The sequence below is a fragment of the Pseudomonas mosselii genome (assembly GCF_019823065.1).
Classification (GTDB): Bacteria; Pseudomonadota; Gammaproteobacteria; order Pseudomonadales; family Pseudomonadaceae; genus Aquipseudomonas; species Aquipseudomonas mosselii.
This window is the reverse complement of sequence record NZ_CP081966.1, coordinates 720,101-744,040: the sequence shown is the minus strand read 5'-3', so window position 1 is coordinate 744,040 and position 23,940 is coordinate 720,101. Positions and strand designations below refer to the sequence as shown.

The window sequence follows — 23,940 nt, the reverse complement described above, 5'->3', positions numbered from 1 at the left end:
CACCGCGTTATGGAATCTGAAATGACCGACCAGACTACCCGCCTGCCGATCCGCCGCGCCCTGATCAGCGTCTCCGACAAGACCGGTATCCTCGAATTCGCCCGTGAGCTGCAACAGCTCGGTGTCGAGATCCTGTCCACCGGCGGCACCTACAAGCTGCTCAAGGACAATGGCGTGAGCGCGGTGGAAGTGGCCGATTACACCGGCTTCGCCGAAATGATGGACGGCCGGGTCAAGACCCTGCATCCGAAGATCCACGGCGGCATCCTCGGCCGTCGCGGCACCGACGACGCCATCATGAACGAGCACGGCATCAAGCCGATCGACCTGGTCGCGGTCAACCTGTACCCGTTCGAAGCCACCATCAGCAAGCCGGGCTGCGACCTGCCGACCGCCATCGAGAACATCGACATTGGCGGCCCGACCATGGTCCGTTCGGCAGCGAAAAACCACAAAGACGTGGCCATCGTGGTCAACACTGGTGACTACGCCGGTATCGTCGAGGGCCTCAAGGCCGGTGGCCTGACCTACGCCCAGCGCTTCGACCTGATGCTCAAGGCGTTCGAGCACACTGCCGCCTACGACGGCATGATCGCCAACTACATGGGCACCATCGACCAGGCCAAGCAGACCCTGTCGACCGAAGGCCGCAGCGAATTCCCGCGCACCTTCAACAGTCAGTTCGTCAAAGCCCAGGAAATGCGCTACGGCGAGAACCCGCACCAGAGCGCGGCGTTCTACGTCGAGGCCAAGAAGGGCGAGGCCAGCATCTCCACCGCGATCCAGCTGCAAGGCAAGGAGCTGTCGTTCAACAACGTGGCCGACACCGACGCCGCGCTGGAGTGCGTGAAGAGCTTCGTCAAGCCGGCCTGCGTCATCGTCAAGCACGCCAACCCATGCGGCGTGGCCGTGGTGCCTGAAGATGAGGGCGGCATCCGCAAGGCCTATGACCTGGCCTACGCCACCGATACCGAATCGGCCTTCGGCGGCATCATCGCCTTCAACCGCGAACTGGACGGCGAAACCGCCAAAGCTATCGTCGAACGTCAGTTCGTCGAAGTGATCATCGCCCCGACAATCTCCCAGGCCGCCCGCGAAGTCGTGGCCGCCAAGCAGAACGTACGCCTGCTGGAGTGCGGCGAGTGGCCAGCCGAGCGCGCCGCCGGTTGGGACTTCAAACGCGTCAACGGTGGCCTGCTGGTGCAGAGCCGCGATATCGGCATGATCAGCGCCGACGACCTGAAGATCGTCACCCAGCGCGCACCGACCGAGCAGGAGGTCCACGACCTGGTCTTCGCCTGGAAAGTGGCCAAGTTCGTCAAGTCCAACGCCATCGTCTACGCCAAGAACCGCCAGACCATCGGCGTCGGCGCCGGCCAGATGAGCCGCGTCAACTCCGCGCGCATTGCCGCGATCAAGGCCGAGCACGCCGGTCTGCAGGTGCAGGGCGCGGTGATGGCCTCGGACGCGTTCTTCCCGTTCCGCGACGGCATCGACAATGCGGCTAAAGTGGGTATCAGCGCCGTGATCCAGCCGGGTGGCTCGATGCGTGATGCCGAAGTTATCGCCGCTGCCGACGAAGCCGGCATTGCGATGGTGTTCACCGGCATGCGCCACTTCCGCCACTGATTTACGGCAATCGGCCGCACTGAAGCAGGCATCTGCTGCGTTGGGGCCGGTTCCGCTGATGCTCATTGCCAGAAGGCAACTCCGCTCATCGGAACCGGCCCCGCCTTGCATCTACCTGCTTCATTGCGACCTCGTACAGCGTGAGGCCTTGCCTCCCGTCCGAAAGAATTCGAGGTTTTGACATGAAAGTTTTGATCATCGGCAGCGGCGGTCGTGAACACGCCCTGGCCTGGAAAGTCGCCCAGGACCCACGCGTCGAGAAAGTCTTCGTTGCCCCGGGCAACGCCGGCACCGCCACCGAAGCCAAGTGCGAGAACGTCGCCATCGACGTCACCGCCCTGGAGCAACTGGCCGACTTCGCCGAGAACAACGTCGACCTGACCATCGTCGGCCCGGAAGCGCCGCTGGTGCTCGGCGTCGTCGACCTGTTCCGCAGCCGCAACCTGGACTGCTTCGGTCCGACCAAGGGCGCGGCCCAGCTGGAAGGCTCCAAGGCCTTCACCAAGGATTTCCTGGCCCGTCACAAGATCCCGACCGCCGACTACCAGAACTTCACCGAGATCGAGCCGGCCCTGGCCTACCTGCGTGAGAAAGGCGCGCCGATCGTGATCAAGGCCGACGGCCTGGCCGCCGGCAAGGGCGTGATCGTCGCCATGACCCTGCAGGAAGCCGAAGACGCCGTGCGCGACATGCTCGCCGGCAATGCCTTCGGCGAAGCCGGTTCGCGGGTGGTGATCGAAGAGTTCCTCGACGGCGAGGAAGCCAGCTTCATCGTCATGGTCGACGGCCACAACGTGCTGCCCATGGCCACCAGCCAGGACCACAAGCGCGTCGGCAACCAGGACACCGGCCCGAACACCGGTGGCATGGGCGCCTACTCCCCTGCCCCGGTGGTCACCGCCGACGTGCACCAGCGCGTGATGGACCAGGTAATCTGGCCGACCGTGCGCGGCATGGCCGAGGAAGGCAATGTCTACACCGGCTTCCTGTATGCCGGCCTGATGATCGACAAGGCGGGCAACCCCAAGGTCATCGAGTTCAACTGCCGCTTCGGCGACCCGGAGACCCAGCCGGTCATGCTGCGCCTGGAGTCGAGCCTGGTACTGCTGGTCGAAGCCGCCTTCGCCAAGGCCCTGGACAAGGTCGAGGCCCAGTGGGACCCGCGTCCGAGCCTGGGCGTGGTGCTGGCGGCTGGCGGCTACCCGGGCGACTACGCCAAGGGCGCCGCGATCAGCGGCCTGGATGCCGCCGCCAAGCTTGAAGGCAAGGTGTTCCACGCCGGTACCGCGTTGAAGAACGGCCAGGTGGTCACCGCTGGCGGCCGCGTGCTCTGCGCCACCGCCATGGGCGACACCGTCGAGGCCGCCCAGCAGCAGGCCTACCGCCTGGCCGAACAGGTCAAGTGGGACGCCAGCTTCTACCGCACCGACATCGGCTACCGGGCCATCGCCCGCGAGCGCGGTGAGCACCAGCAGTAAAAAGGTACCGAACGGCCGTGGCGCTCCGCGCACGCGGCCTTCGGCTCGTCGTCAAGGCCCCGCCGGGGCCTTGCCTTCGCCTTGGCGCGCCGCGCATAGTTGTTATCCGGCACATTAGCTAAGAAGGGATTTCGTCGTGCGTCGGCTTCGGATTGCCATAGCCCTGATCGTCAGCCTGCTGACCCTGCTCTGCCTGCTCCCGGCACACGCCGAACAGGCCGCAGGCTGGTCGGCGCTGCTCGATGAACAGGGCAACCTGCAATTGTCCGATGTACGCTCCGAGCGTTACCGCAACCAGTTCAGCCCCCTGGCCCTCGACGAACTGGATGCCGCCCTCCCCGACCAGGCACTCTGGCTGCACTATCGCCTGGAACCGCACGACCAGGAGCAACTGGTCCGCATCTTCGCCCCCGACTTGTCGCGCCTGGACCTCTACGCCCTCGAAGGCGGCAAGCTGCTGCGCCAGTTGCACCATGGGCGCCAGGGCGATGGCCTGAGCCCGACCCAGCGCGGCCGGGACCATGTGCTGCCGCTGCCGCACAGCAGCCAGCCACTGGACATCTACCTGCGACTGGTCTCCGAACACCAGTTGCGCCCTGCCATCAGCGTCGAGTCCACCGCCCACGCCGCCGCCGACCAGCGCCAGTCGCTGCTGTTCGGCCTGCTGTTCGGCGGGCTGGTGATGCTGATCCTGCACAACCTGATCCGCTTCGCCTATTCACGCTCCAGCACCACGCTGGTCCTGGCGCTGTACCACGGCCTGATGCTGCTCAGCGCGCTGATCCTGCTCAATCTCACTGGCCCGTGGAGTCAGCTGTGGCACAGCGCGCAAACGCCGGCGGCCTACCTGACCCTGGTGCTGGCGGGCCTGGCCGGGCTGTACTTCACCCTGCATTTCTTCTCTCCCTGCAGTTCGGCGCGGCTCAACCGCCTGCTGCACATGGAAATGGTGGTGGCAGCGGTCAGCGGCATGGTGCTGCTGTTCGTCGACACGCTGCCGCTGAACCTGATGACCTACGCCCTGCTCGCACTGGGCAGCCTGAGCATGCTGCTGGTCAGCAGCTATCACTGGTACAAGGGCTACGGTCCGGCGCGGTTGTTCACCGTGGCGATGCTGGTATTCAACCTCGGCGGCCTGGTGCTGCTGCCGGCCCTGCTGGGCCTGACCCGCACCCCCACGCCCTGGCTGCTGTGCATCCTCATGGCGCTGACGGTGGTCAGCGGCCTGCTGCTCAACCTCGCGGTCAGCGAACGCCTGCGCCGGATCAGCGAGGAGCGTTTCCGCGCCAGCCGCGCCCTGGCCGCCAGCGATGCCGAGATCAACGCCAAGGCCGAGTTCCTGGCCAAGATCAGCCACGAGATCCGCACCCCCATGAACGGTGTGCTGGGCATGACCGAGCTGCTGCTGGGCACGCCGCTGTCGGTTAAACAGCGCGACTACGTACAAACCATCCACAGCGCCGGCAACGAACTGCTCACCCTGATCAACGAAATCCTCGACATCTCCAAGCTCGAGTCGCGGCAGATCGAACTGGACGATGTGCAGTTCGACCTCAATGCCCTGATCGAGGATTGCCTGAACATCTTCCGGGCCAAGGCCGAGCAGCAGAACATCGAGTTGATCAGCTTCACCCAGCCTCAGGTGCCCAGGGTCGTCAGCGGCGACCCGACACGCCTGCGCCAGGCCCTGTCGAGTCTGCTGGACAACGCCCTGAAAAACACCACCCAGGGCGAGATCCTGCTGGTGGTGGCCCTCGACCAACGCGGCGACAGCCCGCGCTTGCGCATTGCCGTGCAGGACAGCGGCGAGCCCATGCCGCCCGCCGAGCGCGATGCCCTGCTACAGGCCGAACTGCACAGCCGCCACTTCCTCTCCAGCAACAAGCTCGGCGGCCACTTGGGCCTGGTGATCGCCAAGCAGCTGATCGGCCTGATGCAAGGCGAGTTCGGCATCAAGACCAGCACCAGCATGGGCAACACCCTGTGGCTGACCCTGCCGCTGGACCCGCTGCGCCTGGAGCAGCCGGCCACCGACCTCGACAGCCCTTTGCGCGATGCGCGGGTGCTGGTGGTCGACGACAACGATACCTGCCGCAAGGTACTGGTGCAGCAGTGCAGCGCCTGGGGCATGAACGTCAGCGCGGTGCCGTCGGGCAAGGAAGCGCTGGCGTTGCTGCGTACCAAGGCGCACCTGCGCGACTACTTCGACGCGGTGCTGCTGGACCAGAACATGCCCGGCATGACCGGCATGCAGCTGGCGGCCAAGATCAAGGAAGACCCGAGCCTGAACCACGATATCCTGGTGGTCATGCTTACCGGCATCAGCAATGCGCCGAGCAAGATCATCGCCCGCAACGCCGGGGTCAAGCGCATCCTCGCCAAGCCGGTGGCCGGCTACACGCTCAAGACCACCCTCGCCGAGGAGCTCGCCCTGCGCGGCCGCGAGCAGACCGCGCCGCCGCTGCCGGCCGGCAGCCCGGTGCCATTGGACCTGCCCGGCGACTTCCGCATCCTGGTGGCCGAGGACAACAGCATCTCGACCAAGGTCATCCGCGGCATGCTCGGCAAGCTCAACCTCGAGCCGGACACCGCCAGCAACGGCGAGGAAGCCCTGCAGGCGATGAAGGCCAGGCACTACGACCTGGTGCTGATGGACTGCGAGATGCCGGTACTCGACGGCTTCTCAGCCACCCAGCAGCTGCGTGCCTGGGAAACCGCCAACCAGCGTCCGCGCACCCCGGTGGTGGCGCTGACCGCGCACATTCTCAACGAACACAAGGAGCGGGCGCGCCTGGCCGGCATGGATGGGCACATGGCCAAGCCGGTGGAGCTGTCGCAATTGCGTGAGCTGATCCAGTTCTGGGCGGGGCAGCGTCAGGTAGTGTCTGACCCGCTGGCCTGAGAGAAGCCCGCGCCCATCCCGCAGGTTCCGTGCTATACAGGTGCCACCTATCCCGTCGCGGACCCGCCCCCATGCTCCATGAGTTGTTCAGCGTCTACCTGAAGATGCTCGTGCTCTACAGCCCGTTCTTCGTGCTCTCATGTTTCATCGGCCTGACCCGCGGCCACTCCAGCAAGGAACGCAAGCAACTGGCCTGGCGGGTGGCCATTGCCACGCTGGTCGCCAGCGTGCTGCTGTACTTGTTCGGGCGGGTGATCTTCGGGGTATTCGGCATCACCGCCGACGCCTTCCGCATCGGCGCGGGCTCGGTGCTGTTCATCTCGGCGCTGGGCATGGCCCAGGGCAAGTCGGCTGTGCAGACTGACAACGTGCAGCAGGACGTGACCATCGTGCCGCTGACCATTCCGCTCACCGTCGGCCCGGGCACCATCGGTGCACTGCTGGTGATGGGGGTGGGCCAGCCGCACTGGGACGACAAGCTGCTGGCCATCGTCAGCATCGCCCTGGCCAGCTTCACCGTCGGCCTGGTGCTGTACCTCTCGCACCGTATCGAGCGGCTGCTCGGCGACCAGGGCCTGCAGATCGTCAGCCGCCTGATGGGACTGTTCGTCTGCGCCCTGGCGGCGCAGATCATCTTCACCGGGATCAAGGGCTACCTGCTGCCCTGACCCCGGCTTCGCTCAAGGCTTGGCGGGGTACCAGCGCGGCGTGTACACCCACTGGCCGCCATCGGCACGGGGGAAGGTGCAGGTGGTCGAGGAGCCGACCAGCACCAGGGTGCGCATATCGACCATCTCCGGCAGCAGCTCGCCCAGGGTCACCACCCGCAGCGCCTGCCCCGGCCGGCCGATATCACGGCCCAGCACCACGGGGGTGCCTGCGTCGCGATGGCGACGTACCACTTCCAGCGCCACGCCCAACTGATGAGGCCGGGCCTTGGAGATCGGGTTGTAGAACGCCAGCACCAGATCCGCCTGGGCGGCCAGGTCGAGGCGTTTTTCGATGATCGACCAGGGCTTGAGGTTGTCCGACAGCGACATCACGCAGAAATCGTGCCCCAGCGGTGCCCCCGCTTGCGCGGCGGTGGCCAGCGAGGCCGAGACGCCGGGCAGGATCTGCAACTCGACGCGCTGCCAGGCCGGGTCGCTGGACTCGTGCAACGCTTCGAGCACTGCGGCGGCCATGGCGAATACGCCCGGATCACCGGACGATACCACCACCACCGAACGGCCCTGGGCCGCCAGCTCGAAGGCATGGCGGGCGCGCTGCATCTCTTCGCGGTTGTCGGTGCAGTGCAGCACTTGATCGTCGCGGAAGGGGCCGGCCATGCGCACGTAGGTTTCGTAGCCGAGCACATCCTGCGCCCGCGCCAGCTCCGCCTTGACCGCCGGCACCATCAGCTCGGCGGCACCAGGGCCCAGGCCGATCACGGCCAGGCGCCCCCGGCGACGGCCAACGCGGTCGATGTCGACCGGTGCCGCGGCAACGGCGTGGGCGAGCCCCATGGACGAACCCACACGCGCTTGCGGCAATGCATCAGCCAGCATCCGCTCCAGGCTCTCGGCGGCCGGGGCGAAGCGCAGGGCGACGTTCAGCGCCCGGGCAGCCTCGTGCAGGGTCGGCTCCGCCATCTCGGCTTCGCTCGCCAGCAGGCAGGCCAACGCGGGCTCGGCGATATTCGCTCGCAGCAGTCCCTCCCGCACCTGTTGCGCCAGGTCAGCGCTGCCGGCTGTGACCGCCACCACCACGCAACGCGCATGGATCAGCAGTTCATCACGGCTGGCCGGACGCAGTGCGCTCCCCACATGGATGGTGCGCCGCGCATCGTCACCTGCAGGCAACTGCGCGTGCTCGAGCCACGGCGCGTCGCCTTCGACACGCACGGTTTCGCCCGCCAGCAGGTCGGAGACGAAACGCTTGCCCTGCTCCAGGTCCGCCAGTGCGTAGCCCTCGGGCGGGTTGAGCAGGCAAGTGCCGAAGCGCAGCTCGCCACTGGTGGTGATCGCCGCGCTGACACCCAGCGCCTCGCCGATTTCGCGGGCCATGACATTGACCCCGCCCAGGCCACCGAGCAGCGGCACCACGGCGCTGCCGTCCTCGGCCACGGCCAGCACCGGCGGCTCGACGCCTTTTTCGCTCAACAGCGGCGCCAGGGTGCGAATGACAATACCCGCCGCGCACAAGGCGATGATCGGCGTGTCTTGCTGATACAGATCGCGCAGGGTGTCGCCGAAGACTGCGTAGTATTGGTCGGCACCCTCCACACGCCCTTGCAGGCCATGGATCACGGCCTGTGGATAACGCTGCTGGATTCGCTGCGCGGTAGCCAAACTGCCCGGGCCGAGAATGACGATTGCCGGTGCCTTGATCATCCCTGCCATTTCTCACCCGGCACGATGATCAGCGAGAAATACGGCGAGGACTGCGGGTCGACTTCATCCAGCGCGACGATCTTCTGGTTGGCCATGGTCGCCCGCTCCACGTACAGCGCACGGCTATCCAGGCCCAGCTCGCCGAGCACCTGGCGCACTTTGGGGAAGTTGCGCCCCAGCTTCATGATCACTGCCGCGTCGGCAGCGGCCAGGCGCTGTTTGAGCTCTTCATGGGGCAGCACACCGGAGAGCACGGTGAGGGTCTGGTTGCGATACACCAGCGGCGCACCGAGTACCGAGGCGCCACCGAGCATCGAGCAGACGCCCGGAATCACCTGGGCCTCGTAGCGCGATGCCAGGCGATCGTGCAGGTACATGTAGGAGCCGTAGAAGAACGGGTCCCCTTCGCAGATCACCGCCACATCGCGGCCGGCATCCAGGTGCGCGGCAACCTGCAGACTGGCTTCGTCGTAGAAGTCGCTGATCACCTGCTCGTAGGAGAGCGGCGCGGGCAGCGCCTCGGTGGTCACCGGGTATACCAGGGGAAGCAGGATCTGTTCAGCTTGCAGGTGCGCCTCGATGATACCGAAGGCATTGCCGCGCTTGCCCTTGGCCACGAAGTACGCCACCACGGGGGCCTCGCGCAGCAGGCGCAGAGCCTTGACCGTGATCAGTTCGGGATCGCCCGGGCCCACGCCCAGGCCCAGCAGTCGTCCGCGTGCGTGCATCATTCCACCTCCGTGGCCAGGGCGTTGACCGCGGCGGCAGCCATCGCGCTGCCGCCCAGGCGGCCCTGCATGATCACGAACGGCACGCCACGGCTGTCGGCGGCGAGCATCGCCTTGGATTCGGCGGCGCCGACAAAGCCGACCGGGAAGCCGAGGATCAGCGCCGGTTTCGGCGCGCCGGCATCGAGCATTTCCAGCAGGTAGAATAATGCGGTCGGTGCATTGCCGATCACCACCACGCTGCCTTCCAGGTGCGGGCGCCACAGTTCCAGGGCCACCGCCGAGCGGGTGTTGCCTTCGGCCTTGGCCAGGTCCGGCACGCTCGGGTCGCGCAGGGTGCAGATCACCGGGTTGTTCGCTGGCAGCCGGGCGCGGGTGATGCCTTCGGCGACCATGTGCGCGTCACAGAGGATCGGCGCGCCCTTGGCCAGGGCCTCGCGGCCGGCGGTACCGGCACCTTCGGAAAACTGCAGGCCATCGATGGCCTCGACCATGCCGCAGGCATGGATCACGCGCACGGCGAGCTTTTCGAGATCGGCGGGGATCCGCTCGAGCCGGGCTTCCTCGCGGATGATCCGGAAGGAATTGCGATAGATCTCCTGACCATCGCGGATGTAGTCAATCATCAAGGTGCTCCGTCGGCAGGTCGAGCATGGCGCCTGCTTCTTCTGGGGTGAGGTCGGCGCCGCGCAGCCTGCCGAAACCCGGCAAGCGCGCGTCGCGCAAGTAAAGGTCATAGCGGCCCGGGGCGCGGGCCAGCAGGGTGGCCGGGGCCACATGGGCCATGGCGCAGGAACGTGGACAGGCGGACAGGTGCACGCTTCCCGGGGCGCCGTGGTGCAGCAGTGCGGCCAGGGCAATGGCATCGGCCTTGGTGTCGGCCTGGGCCTTGGCGCAACCGCTGGAGCCGGTGCAGGCGACGACCCGCGCCAGGGGATGTTCGTTGTCGCAGATCATGCCGGATGCCGTCAGTTGCGCGCGTGCGTTTTCCAGCTCGGTCGGTTCGAGGGAGGTCAGCACCAGGCTCTGCCAAGGCGTCAGGCGTAAGCTGCCATCGCCCAATTGCCGGGCGATGCGCGCGGCACTGCGCAACATAGCGGGCATCAGACGACCGAGAGGCGGCGCGGCGCCCAAGGCCACGCCCTGGCGCTGGAGCAGCACGCCCAGCCAGGGGCTGGTCGTCGCCGAGCGCTGCCAGGCCATCAATGTGGTGTCGATCTGGAGGGGCAGCCCTTCAAGGAAGTGCTCCACCGGGCACACCTGCAGCAATTGACGCATGCGAGACTGCTCAGGTGTCGCCAGGTCAAGGAAGCGCTCCAGCACTGCCCGCACCAACGCCAGTCCCTGCTCCACCGGTACCGCGCCCAGCGCCAGGCCATTCGACAGGCTGCTTGCGAGGCCGAACCGCAACCAGATGCGTCCTTCACGCTGCATCGCCGACAGCCACAGATCATGGGCGTGTTCGAGCATCGCAAGCGCTTCGCCACCATCGAGCTGCACGGCGAACTTGGCCGACAGCTTGTGAAACCGGGGTGTGCTTTCCAGCAGCTCGAGGATCTGCCCGGCCAATGGTCGGGTGTCGAACAGCATGGCCGGATCGAGGCCGGCCAGTGGGCTGAGCATGAGGTTGCGTACATCATCGCCCGCCGCGTCACGCGGGCCGAGCCCGGCGGCCAGCAGATGCTCGACCAGCCCACCGTGATCCTGGCCAATGCCACGGATCTGCAAGTTGGCTCGGTTGGTCGCCTCGATCACCCCGCCGGCGAAGCGCTCGGCGGCGTCGGCCACGGCATCGGCCTGGTCGGCCAGCAGCAGGCCGCCCGGTAGCTTGATCCGGCAAATGCCACCGTCGCGCGCAGCAACGATGCGCCACAACCCCGGGCAGGCCGAGGGACGGGGCGAAACTTCGGAGGACGGGGGCTGCGTCAAGGGGGTATCCGGCAATCGTGAAAGTGCGCTTCAGTGTAGAAGGCGCGGTATTATGCCTGCTTTGTCCGGCGGCATGAAAAACCGGTGGTCGAACGCTTAGACGAATCGCGGGGCAAGCCCGCTCCCACGCCCCCTCGTGGGAGCGGGCTTGCCCCGTGATCAATGATTGGTACGAGGAACAGATGGCCCCCTGGCTGACAGTAATAGGCATCGGCGAAGACGGCTTCAGCGGCCTGGGCAAACAGGCCCGGCGCGCTCTGCTGTCAGCCACGCGAATCATCGGTGCCCCACGCCAGTTGGCGCTGCTGCCCCGCTGCGTGACCGCCGAGCAATTGCACTGGCCCACCCCCTTCTCCCTGGCCCCGGTCCTGGCCCTGCGCGGCGAGCCGGTATGCGTACTGGCCAGCGGCGACCCGATGTTCTACGGTGTCGGCGCCAGCCTGGCGCGCCAGCTGCCCGCCGACGAACTGCAGGTGCTGTCGATGCCCTCCTCCTGTGCCCTGGCCGCCGCCCGCCTGGGCTGGCCGTTGCAGGAGGTACAGGTGGTCTCGGTGGTCGCCCGCCCGCTGACCGCGCTCAATGCCCATCTGCACAGTGGCATGCGCCTGCTGGTGCTGAGCAACGACGAAAGCAGCCCGGCATCCATCGCCGCGCAACTGCGCGACCATGGCTTCGGCCCCAGCCGTCTCCAGGTGTTCGAACACCTCGGCGGCCCACAGGAGCGCAGGCTGTGCGGCACCGCCGACGACTGGCCGCACGGCGACATCGCCACGCTCAACCTGGTCGCCATCGAATGCCAGGCCTCACCCGACACCCCACGTCTGCCTAGAGTAGCCGGCCTGCCCGACGGCGCCTTCCGTCACGACGGCCAGTTGACCAAGCGCGATGTGCGCGCTATCACCCTGGCCCGCCTCGCCCCGCAACCCGGCGAACTGCTGTGGGACGTGGGCGCTGGCTGCGGTTCCATCGGCATCGAGTGGATGCGCGCCCATCCCAGCTGCCGCACACTTGCGATCGAGGCCGACGAAGGCCGCCAGGGCTACATCGAACACAACCGCGACACCCTCGGCGTGCCCGGCCTGCAACTGATCCGCGGCAAGGCCCCCGAAGCGCTGGCCGGGCTGGAACGTCCCGACGCGATCTTCATCGGCGGCGGCGTCACCCGCGAAGGCGTGCTCGACCTGTGCTGGGAGCGCTTGCTGCCGGGCGGACGCCTGGTTGCCAACGCCGTCACGCTGCAAAGCGAGGTCGCCCTGGCGCAGTTCCGCGAGCAGCACGGCGGCGAGCTGACCCGCATCCATATCGCCCATACCCAGCCACTGGGCAGTTTCGACACCTGGCGCCAGGCCCTGCCGATCTCCCTGCTCGACGTGGTGAAGCCTCTCGATGCGTGAAGAAACCCGTGAACAGCCCGCGCCACTGCGCAGCGGCCTGACCACTGGCAGTTGCGCCACCGCCACCAGCCTGGCGGCGGCGCGCCTGCTGCTGACCGGGCAACGGCACGACGCGGTGGAGATCACCCTGCCCAAGGGCAAGGTGGTGCAGATGCGCCTGGAGTTCTGCCACCTCAAGGGCGACCTGGCCGAGGCCGGCACCCTGAAGGATGCCGGCGACGACCCCGATGTCACCCACGGCGCCCTGCTCTTCAGCCAGGTGCGCTTGTGCGCCGAACCTGGCGTTCGCTTCGTCGCGGGCGCGGGCGTGGGGACCGTGACTCGCCCGGGGCTGGTGCTGGCAGTCGGTGAACCGGCCATCAATCCGGTGCCACGCAAGATGATCAGCGACCATCTGCTGCAACTGGCGGGCGATTGCGGCTACCACGGCGGTTTCGAGGTGACGGTCAACGTGCAGGGCGGCGAACAGCTGGCCCTCAAGACCATGAACCCACGCCTGGGCATCCTCGGCGGGCTGTCGATCCTGGGCACCAGCGGCATCGTCCGGCCGTTCTCCTGCTCGGCCTACATCGCCTCGATCCACCAGGGCATCGACGTCGCCCACACCAACGGCTACACCCATATCGCCGCCTGCACCGGCAACGCCAGCGAAGACACCATGCGCCGGGTCTACAACCTGCCGGAGATCGCCCTGATCGAGATGGGCGACTTCGTCGGTGCCGTGCTCAAGCACCTGCGCAAGGTACCCGTGCCGCGCCTCACGCTGTGCGGCGGCTTCGGCAAGATCAGCAAGCTGGCCGCCGGGCACATGGACCTGCACAGCCGTCATTCGAGCATCGACCTGCCGCAACTGGCGGGCTGGGCGGCGGCCATTGGCGCGGACCAGGCCCTGCAACAGGCGATCGTCGCCGCCAACACCAGCCAGCAGGCCCTCGCCCTGGCGCATGCCTCCGGCATCGCCCTGGGTGACGAGGTGTGCCGCCACGCCCTGGTCTTCGCCCGCAGCGTGGTGCCGGCCCAGGTGCAGGTGGAAGTGTTCGCCATCGACCGCCAGGGTGGCATCGTCGGCAAGGCGGGTGTGGCATGAACGGGCGCATCCTGCTCCTCGGCGGCGTCACCGAAGCCCTGGCCATCGCCCGCCAGTTGGGTCCGCAACATGTCTACAGCCTCGCCGGCATCGGCCGCATTCCCCAGGACCTGGCCTGCCAGGTGCGAGTCGGCGGCTATGGCGGCGCCGAAGGCCTGGCCGAGTACATGCGCGCCGAAGGCATCGACCTGCTGATCGACGCCACCCATCCCTATGCCGCGCAGATCAGCCGCAACGCCGCCCTCGCCGCACACTGCGCCGGCATTCCCTGCTGGGCCCTGCGCCGTCCGGCATGGCAGGCGCAGCCCGGTGATGACTGGCGCGAAGTCGAGGACTGGGCCGGGCTGATCGCGGCGCTGGCCCCATTCGAACGCCCCTTGTTCACCCTGGGTCGAGAGCCCCTGCAACACCTGGACGAAATCCCGCCACACCAGTTCTGGACCCTGCGCGCCCTCGAGGCGTGCCCCGGCAATGACCGCTGCGAAGTGATCGGTGCGCGCGGGCCGTTCCTCATCGACGATGAACGTGCCCTGTTCGAACGTCGGCAGATCGACGTGCTGGTGAGCAAGAACAGCGGCAGCACGGCCACCGAGCCGAAGCTGGAAGTGGCGCGGGAGCGCGGGATTCCAGTACTGGTGCTCGAGCGGCCGGTGCTGCCGGAAGTGGATCGGGCATTTCACGATGCAGGGTCGCTGCTAGAGGCACTCGGCCTGTTCAAGGCCTGATGATGCTACGTATATCCCATTGACATATCCACTCCTGGAATTAAACTCCGGACATACATTTGCGCTTTCAAGGAGGCCCATCATGGAGCAAGGTGCAGTCTTCAAAAGCAACCGCAGCCAGGCTATCCGCATGCCAAAAGCCCTCGCCCTTCCAGAAGACGTCACCCGAGTGGACATCGTCGCGGTGGGCCGTTCCCGTATCATCTCGCCTGCCGGCGAAAGCTGGGACAGCTGGTTCGAGGGTGACGATGTGAGTTCGGACTTCATGGCGAGCAGGGAACAGCCAGCCGACCAGGAGCGCGAAGGATTCTGATGCTCAGGTACATGCTCGATACCAACATCTGCATTTTCACCATCAAGAACAAGCCACAAGTGGTGCGCGAGGCATTCAATCGGCACCACGGCCAGTTGGCCATCAGCACGGTAACCCTGATGGAGTTGATCTACGGTGCGGAAAAGTCCGCCGCGCCGGAGCGTAATCTGGCCATTGTCGAGGGGTTCGCCGCACGGCTCGATGTGCTTGACTACGACATTCAGGGCGCAGCTCACACCGCGCAGCTACGTGCGGAACTGGCCAAGGCCGGCACGCCCATCGGCCCCTACGACAGAATGATTGCCGGCCACGCCCGCGCGCGCGGCCTCACGCTGGTGACCAACAACCTGCGCGAGTTCCAGCGTGTTCCGGGGCTGCGTGTGGAAGATTGGGTGACACATCCACGCTGACGGTCGCGAGATAGCCCTGTGCCTTGATCCTGCCGTAAAATCACCTCTCCCCTTCTGGAAGGCTCCTCCCATATGGAAATGCAATGGTGGATCTGGCTCGTCTTCGGCGTGGCCCTGATCCTGCTGGAACTGGTACTCCCCACCTTCTTCATCCTCTGGTTCGGCATCGGCGCCGTGCTGGTGTCGCTCGTCTCGCTGCTCGCGCCCAGCCTGCAACTCGATATGCAGGGCCTGCTGTGGGTGGTGTTCTCATCGATCACCACCGTGCTCTGGTTCAAGGTGTTCCGCCGCAAGAAGCCAGACGTGCGCTGGACCGCCGAGAGCGTGATCGGCGAGGTCGGCCTGCTGACCGCCAACGTGTCGCAGTTCCAGAAAGGCCGGGTGCGCTTCCAGAAACCGATCCTCGGCAACGAGGAATGGACCTGCGTCGCCGACAGCGACATCCCCGCCGGCGAGCGCGTGCGCCTGGCCGCCATCGAAGGCAACACCGCCCGGGTCACCCGGGCCTGAATCCGCACTAAAAGGAAGTTCGCACCATGACCAGCCTCATCGTCGTCGGCACCCTCGCCGCATTCGTTCTCATCACCGTGTTCAAGGGAGTGCGCATCGTGCCTCAGGGCGAGGAGTGGATCGTCGAACGCCTGGGCCGCTACCACAGCACCCTCAAGCCGGGCCTGAACATCGTCATCCCGTACATGGACGTAGTCGCCTACCGCCTGCCGACCAAGGACATCATCCTCGACGTGCAGCAGCAGGAGATCATCACCAAGGACAACGCGGTGATCGTCGCCAACGCCCTGTGCTTTGCCAAGGTGGTCGACCCGCAGAAGGCCTCGTACGGCGTACAGAACTTCTCGTTCGCCGTCACCAGCCTGACCATGACCTCGCTGCGCGCCATCGTCGGCGCCATGGACCTGGACGAAGCGCTGTCCAGCCGCGAGCAGATCAAGGCGCGCCTGCGCGAGGCGATGTCCGAGCAGACCGAAGACTGGGGCGTGACCGTGCGCTCGGTGGAGATCCAGGACATCAAGCCCTCGCCGAGCATGCAGACCGCCATGGAACGCCAGGCGGCTGCCGAGCGTGAGCGTAAAGCCGACGTGACCCGCGCCGAAGGCAACAAGCAGGCTGCCATCCTCGAAGCCGAGGCGCGCCTGCAGGCGGCCAAGCTGGATGCCGAGGCCCAGGTCAACCTGGCCGAGGCATCGGCGCGGGCGATCACCCTGGTCAAGGAAGCGGTGGGCAGCGAGACCGTGCCGGCCATGTACCTGCTGGGTGAGCGTTACATTGGCGCGATGGAGAACCTGGCGAGCAGCGACAATTCGAAAGTGGTGGTGCTGCCGGCTGACCTGCAGGAAACCGTGCGTGGACTGCTGGGGCGTGGCAAGGTCTGATAACGCCGGGGCGCTTTGCGCCCCTTTCGCGACACGAGGCCGCTCCCACAGTAATTGCGCCAGCTTTTAGCATGTGAGCAAGACAGTTGCTCCCACAGGGAAACGTATCCTCCTGTGGGAGCGGCCTTGTGTCGCGATGGGCTGCGCAGCAGCCCCTGGTGCGGCACTTCACCGCACCCCAGCTTTTTTACCTATACTCCGCCGTACAATAGCCATCACGATTCCTGACCGGATCTCTCCATGCCCCCACGTCGGCACATCGCCTGGATAGCCTGCTTCGCAGTGCTGTTCAACCTGCTGGCCATGCCGCTGTCTTCTGCCGCGCCCAAGGGCCCGGCCGAACAGCTGCTGTGGGGGGCTTTCTGTTCCAGCATGGCCAACAAGGCCAAGGTCGATGTCCAGGCCCTGGCCAAGATCGACCTCGGTCCGCAAAGCGACGACAGCGCCAGCATGATGAACTGCTGGTGCTGCCTGGGTGCCGCGCCCTTGCTGGCCCTGCCCAGCTATACGCCGCAGTTGCACAACCCGCCCGTGCTGCCAGCGGGGCACTCGCCGCAACTCGCTGACTACCAACCCACGCCGCGCCAGCTATGGCCCGCGCTCAATCCCCGTGCCTCTCCTCCGGCCTGAGTTCACTACGCTGTCCGCCTGAACCTCAACAGATCGGAGACTCACCCATGCTCAAGCAAGCCCTTGTCCTGGCCGCCCTGCTGCTGCCCGGTGCCTACGCCAACGCCCACGAGTACAGCAAAGGCGACCTGCACATCGCCCACCCCTGGTCGCTGGAGCTGCCGCCGAACGCGCCCAACGTCGCGGCCTATTTCGTCGTGCACAACAACGGCAAGACCGACGACCGTCTGCTCTCGGCGGACACGCCGATCAGCGCCGACGCCCAGCTGCACGAGCATGCGATGAGCGCCGCCGGCGCCATGAAGATGCAACAGGTGCAAAGCGTGGTGGTGCCCGCCGGCAAGGACCTGACCTTCGCCCCCAGCGCCTACCACGTGATGATCATGCAGCCCAAGGATCGCAGCCTGCTGACCGACGGCAAGCGCTTCCCGCTGACCCTGCACTTCGAGAAGGCCGGTGACATCACCGTCGAAGTCGCCGTGCAGAAGCAGCCACCGGCCGAGCAGGCCGCGCACGAGCACGCGCACTGACCTGATCGACTGACTGGCGCTCGCCATGAGCCTGCCGCGCTACAGCTCCGTCCGCACTACCCGCCCTGATCGCAGGCGCGTCGGTGGCGGCTGGCTGAGCCTGTTCGCCATGTGGATGATCTTCATCGGCCCGCTGGTTTCCCAGTCGATGCCAATGGAGCACCACGCCGGCATGTCCATGCCCATGGACATGAGCATGCCGATGGCGCACGGTCACGACGAGCACCACGGCCACGGCAACGATGGCCAGTTGCATGTGATGTGGGAGAAGTGTGGCTACTGCAGCCTGCTGTTCAACTGCCCCGCCCTGCCCCAAAGCCTCAGCCCGCTCAGCGCGGGCAGCGTCACCCCACCCACCCACCTCACCGTCGCCACGCGCCAGGGCCATGCCCGGCAGGCTGTATTCCCCGGCGCCCGCAGCCGCGCACCGCCCCGATCGATCGTCGCCTGAACACCACACGCTAAACGCCCGAAGCCAGGAGGCTTCGCGCTGACTCATGACTGATCGACTGGAATCATTATGTCCGGCTGCACCCCTGTTTTTGCCCTTTCCCTGCGCGGCACCATCGCCGTGCTCTGCGGCTCGCTGCTCGCGCCACTGGCCCTTGCCGCCGAAACCGGCCACGAAGGCCACATCCACGATACGGCCGAACTGAGCCCGACGGTGATCACCGCCATCGCCCCGAGCTCGCCGCTGACCGTGGTCACCAACCCCAAGGATCCGCGCCAGCCCGTGCCGGCCAGCGACGGCGGTGACTACCTCAAGACCATCCCCGGGTTCTCGGTGATCCGCGCTGGCGGCACCAATGGCGACCCGGTGCTGCGCGGCATGTTCGGTTCGCGCCTGAACATCCTCACCAACGGCGGCATGATGCTCGGCGCCTGCCCGGGCCGCATGGACGCGCCAACCTCGTACATCTCGCCGGAAACCTACGACCGCCTCACCGTGATCAAGGGCCCGCAGAGCGTGATCTGGGGGCCGGGCGGCTCCGCTGGCACCATTCTCTTCGAGCGTGAGCCGGAGAAGTTCGGCGAGTTGGGTAGCCGGGTCAACGGCAGCGTACTGGCTGGCTCCAACGGCCGCTTCGACAAGGTCCTCGACGCCGCGGCCGGCAACCAGCTCGGCTACGTGCGCTTCATCGGTAACCAGTCGCACTCGGACGACTTCGAGGACGGCAACGGCGACACCGTGCCGTCGCGCTGGGACAAGTGGAACGGCGACGTCAGCCTCGGCTGGACCCCGGACGCCGACACCTTGCTGGAACTGACCGCTGGCAAGGGCGACGGCGAGGCTCGCTCCGCCGGACGCGGAATGGACGGTTCGCAGTTCAAGCGCGAAAGCCTGGGGCTGCGCTTCGAGAAGTCCAACCTGGGCGAGGTGCTCGACAAGGTCGAGGCGCAGGTCTACTACAACTACGCTGACCACGTGATGGACAACTACACCCTGCGCACTCCGTCGGGCACCGGCATGATGGGCATGCCCATGGTCAGCAACGTCGACCGCCGTACCATGGGCGCACGGATCAAGGCCACCTGGCGCTGGGCCGACGTGCAACTGATCAGCGGCATCGACGCGCAGACCAACGAACACCGCCAGCGCGGCGGCATGGGCGTCAACGCGCACAAGGGCCAGCCCTGGACCAAGGACGCCGACTTCCACAACTACGGCGCCTTCGGCGAGCTCACCTGGTATGCGACCGGTGAGGATCGCCTGGTCACCGGCGCCCGCCTGGACCGTGCCTCGGCCCGCGATTTCCGCAAGGGCAGCGCCACCGAAGGCGACACCCGCGCCGACACCCTGCCCAGCGGCTTCGTGCGCTACGAGCACGACCTGGCGGCGATTCCGGCCACCACCTACATCGGCCTCGGCCACACCCAGCGCTTCCCCGACTACTGGGAGCTGTTCTCGCCCAAGCGCGCCCCGGCCGGCTCGGTCAACGCCTTCGACGGCATCAAGCCGGAGAAGACCACCCAGCTCGACTTCGGCATCCAGTACCGCGACGAGCGCCTGGAGGCCTGGGCCTCGGGTTATGTCGGGCAGGTCCGCGACTACATCCTGTTCGACTACCAGCGCAACATGATGGGCTCGCTCACCTCCCAGGCGCAGAACGTCGACGCCCGCATCATGGGCGGCGAACTGGGCGCGGCCTACAAACTGACCGAGAACTGGAAGGCCGACGCCACCCTGGCCTACGCCTGGGGCAAGAACAGCAGCGACGGCAAGGCCCTGCCACAGATGCCACCGCTGGAAAGCCGCCTGGGGCTGACCTACAGCCGCGACACCTGGAGCGTCGGTGCCCTGTGGCGCCTGGTCGCCGAGCAGAACCGCATTGCCAAAAACCAGGGCAACGTGGTCGGCAAGGATTACGACACAAGCTCAGGCTTCGGCGTGTTCTCGCTCAACGGCGCCTACAAGGTCAACAACAACCTCAAGCTCAGCGCGGGCGTCGACAACCTGTTCGACAAGGCCTACGCCGAGCACCTGAACCTGGCCGGGAACGCCGGGTTCGGCTACCCGGCCAGCGCCACGGACCCGGTGAACGAGCCAGGCAGGACCTTCTGGACCAAGGTCGACTTCAGCTTCTGACAACAACAAACGGGCGCGGGACCTGACCGCGCCCACTTAAGGTCTACGGGAGGCTCTAATGAGCAAACCAAACGTTTCCTTCTACAACCTTGCGTGGCGCTGGCATTTCTATGCCGGGCTGTTCGTGGCGCCATTCATGGTCCTGCTGGCGCTTACCGGGATCATCTACCTGTTCAAGCCGCAACTCGATCCGTTGATGTACCGCGAGCTGATGGTGGTCGAGGCCGGCCATCACCGACAGGGCGCCGACACGCTGCTGGCCAACGTGCGCCAGGCTTATCCACAAGGCCAGGTGGGACAGTATCTGCCGCCGGTGAGCGCCGAGCGCAGCGCACAGTTCGTGGTGCATGACGGCGGGCGCGAGCTGAATGTCTTCGTCGACCCGTACAGCGGCAAGGTACTGGGCGACCAGGATGGCAAACAGAACCTGCAGGCCATCGCACGCGCCTTGCATGGCGAACTGATGGTCGGCACGGTCGGTGACCGGCTGGTGGAACTGGCGGCGGGCTGGGGCATTGTCCTGGTGGTGTCCGGGCTCTATCTCTGGTGGCCACGCGGGCGCAGCAGCGCGGGCGTGCTGTGGCCACGTTTCAGCGCGCGCGGCCGCTTGCTGTGGCGCGACCTGCATGCCGTCACCGGTTTCTGGGGCTCGGCCCTGCTGCTGTTGATGCTGCTCAGCGGCATGACCTGGACCGGGCTGTGGGGCAAACAGTATGCCGACCTGTGGAACCGCTTCCCGTCGGCCATGTGGAACGACGTGCCCAAGTCCGACAAAGAAGCCCGCGACCTCAACAGCGCCCACCGCCAGACCGTGCCGTGGGCGATGGAGAACACGCCGATGCCAGTGTCCGGCGCCCATGCCGAGCATGCCGGGCATCACATGATGGATCACGCCCCGGCGGCGCCGCAGGTGAGCCTGCAGCAGGTCGAGAACATCGCCAATCTGCGCGAGGTCGAGCCGGGCTACAGCATCACCCTGCCAAGCAGTGCTGACGGGGTGTTCACCATTGCGGTATTCGCTGACGATCCGCGCAACGACGCCACCCTGCATGTGGACCAGTACACCGGGAAGGTGCTGGCCGATGTGCGCTGGCAGGACTACAGCCCGGTGGCACGCGCCACCGAGCTTGGGGTGATGCTGCACGAAGGCAAGATGTTCGGGCCGCTGAACCAAATCGTCATCCTGCTGGTGTGCCTGATGATCCTGCTGGGCTCGGTGAGCGGGCTGGTGATGTGGTGGAAGCGCAAGCCCACGGGTGGATTGGGCGTGCCGCCGCTGCGTCATGACCTGCCGCGCTGGAAGACGGCAGTGGGGGTGATGGTGGTGCTGGGCGTCGCCTTCCCGCTGGTGGGGATTTCGATGGTGGTGATGTGGGGGGTGGATAGCCTGGTGGTGAGACGCCAGATCATGGTCAGGGCCTGATATCGCAATCGCGGGGCAAGCCCGCTCCCACGCCTGCCCTGTGAGATCAGCGTGGAAGCGGGCTTGCCCCGCGATGAGGCCGGCACCAACAACCATTGATTCCCGTCATGTCGAGCACCGCGCTGTACCGCCAAGATCGTGCCGATCTGCCACACCCGCGATTGGAACGCGACGTGATAGCCTACGCGGCTTTCGCTCACAAAAAGACTGACCCTCAATGGAATGCAGCCTATGACCCGGACCTCCCAGACACCCTCCGAAGAGCAGCACCTGCAACGCAACCTGACCAACCGTCACATCCAGCTCATCGCCATTGGCGGCGCCATCGGCACCGGCCTGTTCATGGGCTCGGGCAAGACCATCAGCCTGGCCGGCCCGTCGATCATCTTCGTCTACATGATCATCGGCTTCATGCTGTTCTTCGTCATGCGCGCCATGGGCGAGCTGCTGCTGTCGAACCTCAACTACAAGTCGTTCATCGATTTCTCCGCCGACCTGCTCGGCCCCTGGGCCGGCTACTTCACCGGCTGGACCTACTGGTTCTGCTGGGTGGTCACCGGCATCGCCGACGTGGTGGCGATCGCCGCCTACACACAATTCTGGTTCCCGGACCTTCCGCAGTGGATACCGGCGCTGAGCTGCGTGGCCTTGTTGCTGTCGCTGAACCTGGTGACGGTGAAGATGTTCGGCGAAATGGAATTCTGGTTCGCCCTGATCAAGATCATCGCCATCATGGGCCTGGTCGCCACCGGCCTGTACATGGTTATCACCGGCTTCCAGTCGCCGAGCGGCCATACCGCCACCCTGGCCAACCTGTGGAATGACGGCGGCATGTTCCCCAACGGCCTGCTCGGTTTCTTCGCCGGCTTCCAGATCGCCGTGTTCGCCTTCGTCGGTATCGAACTGGTGGGCACCACAGCCGCCGAAGCGAAGAACCCCGAGCGCACCCTGCCGCGGGCGATCAACTCGATCCCGGTCCGCATCATCGTGTTCTACGTGCTGGCGCTGATCGCCATCATGGCCGTCACCCCATGGCGCGACGTGGTGCCGGGCAAGAGCCCGTTCGTCGAGCTGTTCGTGCTGGCCGGCCTGCCGGCGGCGGCGAGCATCATCAACTTCGTGGTGCTGACTTCTGCGGCCTCGTCGGCCAACAGCGGCGTGTTCTCCACCAGCCGCATGCTGTTCGGCCTGGCCCAGGAGGGCGATGCGCCCAAGGCGTTCGAGAAACTCTCGCGCCGCGCGGTGCCGGCCAACGGCCTGTACTTCTCCTGCACCTGCCTGCTGCTGGGCGCGGTGCTGATCTACCTGGTACCCAATGTGATCGAAGCTTTCACCCTGGTGACGACGGTGTCGGCGGTGCTGTTCATGTTCGTGTGGACGCTGATCCTGCTGTCGTACCTGAGCTACCGCAAACAGCGCGCGGCGCTGCATGAGCAGTCCACCTACAAGATGCCCGGCGGGCGTTTCATGTGCTACGTGTGCCTGGTGTTCTTTGCCGGCATTCTGGTGCTGTTGAGCCTGGAGGCGGATACGCGCTCGGCGCTGGTGGTGACGCCGATCTGGTTCGTGATTCTGGCGGTGACCTATCAGTTCGTGCGCAGCAGGCGTCAGCCGCGTACCGCCGTGCGTGGGGCGTCGAACAACTGATCCTGAACCCATCGCGGGGCAAGCCCGCTCCCACGCCTGCCGTGTGAGGTCGGCGTGGGAGCGGGCTTGCCCCGCGATGAGGCCCGCTAGCCTTGCTCCAACCCTTCAAGCACGGCTTCGGCCAGCGCCAGGCCTTTCTCCAGCGAGTTCTCCGTCGCCGTCAGCAAACTGCGCAACGGCTCCCCCGCCTTCTCCAACGCGGCAGCATTGGTCTCATACGCCGCCTTCAACGCCGCCACGGCGCACACCAGCGCATCCTCGCTATCAACGCCAGCACGTACCGAGAGAATCGGATCATGGGCGTGATTGCAGGTGCCAAAGTGGGAACAAGCGGTGACGGGACGTGATTTGCGCGGGGTGAGGTTGACCAGCGATTCCTGGTTCATGGCTGCACCTCTCGATGAAAGGTGGCGATCTCGACAAATACGAACGGTGGATCTGGAACGATCTTCTTGAGCATGGTGCGACTCCTTGCAGCCTTCTGAAGTGTATCTCCGTGCCCATACGCCAATATGGGTGGACGGAGCCGTGCGGGTTGGCGTTGCCGGTCAGAAGGTCCGGTGAGCCCGAAGGCTCCCACACACGGCTCCGCCCATAACGGGTGCAACCATGCAGGACACGCTATCGCAGGTGCGATGTGCCCGGTTCTGACAGCGGGACGCCAATCCCGAACCGCAGAAACTACTGCGGTGCGGCACGGTACTCAAGTACCGCTTATGTGTCAAAAGTGTTCATCGCCCCCGACCCAATCCTGTGCAAGCCCAA

The 23,940-nt window shown here is 66.1% G+C and carries 22 protein-coding genes; 17 read left to right on the top strand and 5 right to left on the bottom strand.

Going from position 1 to position 23,940, the window contains the following annotated elements; genetic code table 11:
• The first annotated feature begins 21 nt into the window (after positions 1-21).
• The 4 genes from purH (at position 22) to K5H97_RS03330 (ending at position 6,677) form a co-directional block, all read left to right on the top strand.
• Entirely contained in the window at positions 22-1,629 is a 1,608-nt protein-coding gene (gene purH, locus K5H97_RS03345; RefSeq protein ID WP_028691278.1) for a bifunctional phosphoribosylaminoimidazolecarboxamide formyltransferase/IMP cyclohydrolase, read from the top strand.
• Between the two features lie 182 nt (positions 1,630-1,811).
• Positions 1,812-3,107, top strand: a complete 1,296-nt coding sequence (gene purD, locus K5H97_RS03340; protein ID WP_028691279.1) for a phosphoribosylamine--glycine ligase — start codon at positions 1,812-1,814, stop codon at positions 3,105-3,107.
• Between the two features lie 136 nt (positions 3,108-3,243).
• Positions 3,244-6,009: a hybrid sensor histidine kinase/response regulator gene (locus K5H97_RS03335; RefSeq protein ID WP_028691280.1), complete on the top strand. Its 2,766-nt coding sequence runs from the start codon at positions 3,244-3,246 to the stop codon at positions 6,007-6,009.
• A 71-nt stretch (positions 6,010-6,080) separates the two neighbouring features.
• A complete protein-coding gene (locus tag K5H97_RS03330) occupies positions 6,081-6,677 on the top strand; it encodes a MarC family protein (RefSeq protein WP_028691281.1) in 597 nt (198 codons plus the stop codon).
• A 12-nt stretch (positions 6,678-6,689) separates the two neighbouring features.
• On the opposite strand, the gene cobJ is transcribed toward K5H97_RS03330, so the two are convergent.
• Genes cobJ through cobG form a run of 4 tightly spaced genes read right to left on the bottom strand, consistent with a single transcriptional unit; the run spans position 6,690 to position 11,053 of the window.
• Complete coding sequence (cobJ, locus tag K5H97_RS03325) at positions 6,690-8,390, bottom strand: precorrin-3B C(17)-methyltransferase (RefSeq protein ID WP_028691282.1); 1,701 nt, start codon at positions 8,388-8,390, stop codon at positions 6,690-6,692.
• On the bottom strand, positions 8,378-9,112 hold the full coding sequence (locus K5H97_RS03320; RefSeq protein ID WP_175406169.1) for a precorrin-2 C(20)-methyltransferase: 735 nt from the start codon (positions 9,110-9,112) through the stop codon (positions 8,378-8,380). The genes cobJ and K5H97_RS03320 overlap by 13 nt, the downstream gene beginning before the upstream one ends.
• A complete protein-coding gene (locus K5H97_RS03315; RefSeq protein WP_011535884.1) occupies positions 9,109-9,735 on the bottom strand; it encodes a precorrin-8X methylmutase in 627 nt (208 codons plus the stop codon). The genes K5H97_RS03320 and K5H97_RS03315 overlap by 4 nt, the downstream gene beginning before the upstream one ends.
• Entirely contained in the window at positions 9,728-11,053 is a 1,326-nt protein-coding gene (gene cobG, locus K5H97_RS03310; protein WP_028691284.1) for a precorrin-3B synthase, read from the bottom strand. The genes K5H97_RS03315 and cobG overlap by 8 nt, the downstream gene beginning before the upstream one ends.
• Before the next feature lie 167 nt (positions 11,054-11,220).
• On the opposite strand from cobG, the gene K5H97_RS03305 reads away from it, so the two are divergent.
• From K5H97_RS03305 to cycA, 13 genes are all read left to right on the top strand, one after another.
• Positions 11,221-12,432, top strand: coding sequence for a bifunctional cobalt-precorrin-7 (C(5))-methyltransferase/cobalt-precorrin-6B (C(15))-methyltransferase (locus K5H97_RS03305; RefSeq protein WP_028691285.1), 1,212 nt, complete (start codon positions 11,221-11,223; stop codon positions 12,430-12,432).
• Entirely contained in the window at positions 12,425-13,519 is a 1,095-nt protein-coding gene (locus K5H97_RS03300) for a cobalt-precorrin-5B (C(1))-methyltransferase (protein WP_028691286.1), read from the top strand. Before K5H97_RS03305 ends, K5H97_RS03300 begins: the two co-directional genes overlap by 8 nt.
• Positions 13,516-14,244, top strand: a complete 729-nt coding sequence (locus K5H97_RS03295; protein WP_028691287.1) for a cobalt-precorrin-6A reductase — start codon at positions 13,516-13,518, stop codon at positions 14,242-14,244. The genes K5H97_RS03300 and K5H97_RS03295 overlap by 4 nt, the downstream gene beginning before the upstream one ends.
• An 82-nt stretch (positions 14,245-14,326) precedes the next feature.
• Complete coding sequence (gene vapB, locus K5H97_RS03290; RefSeq protein ID WP_036986184.1) at positions 14,327-14,557, top strand: type II toxin-antitoxin system VapB family antitoxin; 231 nt, start codon at positions 14,327-14,329, stop codon at positions 14,555-14,557.
• Positions 14,557-14,967 (top strand): type II toxin-antitoxin system tRNA(fMet)-specific endonuclease VapC, encoded by a 411-nt coding sequence (gene vapC / locus K5H97_RS03285; RefSeq protein WP_028691288.1) that lies wholly within the window; start codon positions 14,557-14,559, stop codon positions 14,965-14,967. The genes vapB and vapC overlap by 1 nt, the downstream gene beginning before the upstream one ends.
• 72 nt (positions 14,968-15,039) lie before the next feature.
• Positions 15,040-15,477, top strand: a complete 438-nt coding sequence (locus tag K5H97_RS03280; protein WP_028691289.1) for an NfeD family protein — start codon at positions 15,040-15,042, stop codon at positions 15,475-15,477.
• Between the two features lie 26 nt (positions 15,478-15,503).
• Positions 15,504-16,358: an SPFH domain-containing protein gene (locus K5H97_RS03275; protein WP_028691290.1), complete on the top strand. Its 855-nt coding sequence runs from the start codon at positions 15,504-15,506 to the stop codon at positions 16,356-16,358.
• 240 nt (positions 16,359-16,598) lie between these two features.
• Entirely contained in the window at positions 16,599-16,988 is a 390-nt protein-coding gene (locus K5H97_RS03270; RefSeq protein WP_028691291.1) for a DUF2946 domain-containing protein, read from the top strand.
• A 47-nt stretch (positions 16,989-17,035) separates the two neighbouring features.
• The gene (locus K5H97_RS03265; RefSeq protein WP_028691292.1) at positions 17,036-17,518 is read left to right on the top strand and encodes a copper chaperone PCu(A)C; all 483 of its coding nucleotides are present in this window, start codon (positions 17,036-17,038) and stop codon (positions 17,516-17,518) included.
• 25 nt (positions 17,519-17,543) lie between these two features.
• Entirely contained in the window at positions 17,544-17,969 is a 426-nt protein-coding gene (locus K5H97_RS03260; protein ID WP_028691293.1) for a DUF2946 domain-containing protein, read from the top strand.
• A gap of 69 nt (positions 17,970-18,038) precedes the next feature.
• Positions 18,039-20,105 carry a TonB-dependent copper receptor gene (locus K5H97_RS03255; RefSeq protein WP_028691294.1) on the top strand — a complete coding sequence of 689 codons (2,067 nt, stop codon included), beginning with the start codon at positions 18,039-18,041 and terminating at the stop codon, positions 20,103-20,105.
• A 58-nt stretch (positions 20,106-20,163) separates the two neighbouring features.
• The gene (locus tag K5H97_RS03250; RefSeq protein ID WP_028691295.1) at positions 20,164-21,528 is read left to right on the top strand and encodes a PepSY-associated TM helix domain-containing protein; all 1,365 of its coding nucleotides are present in this window, start codon (positions 20,164-20,166) and stop codon (positions 21,526-21,528) included.
• A 231-nt stretch (positions 21,529-21,759) separates the two neighbouring features.
• Positions 21,760-23,175 carry a D-serine/D-alanine/glycine transporter gene (gene cycA, locus K5H97_RS03245; RefSeq protein WP_028691296.1) on the top strand — a complete coding sequence of 472 codons (1,416 nt, stop codon included), beginning with the start codon at positions 21,760-21,762 and terminating at the stop codon, positions 23,173-23,175.
• 86 nt (positions 23,176-23,261) lie between these two features.
• On the opposite strand, the gene K5H97_RS03240 is transcribed toward cycA, so the two are convergent.
• Entirely contained in the window at positions 23,262-23,561 is a 300-nt protein-coding gene (locus tag K5H97_RS03240) for a hypothetical protein (RefSeq protein WP_028691297.1), read from the bottom strand.
• Between the last annotated feature and the right edge of the window lie 379 nt (positions 23,562-23,940).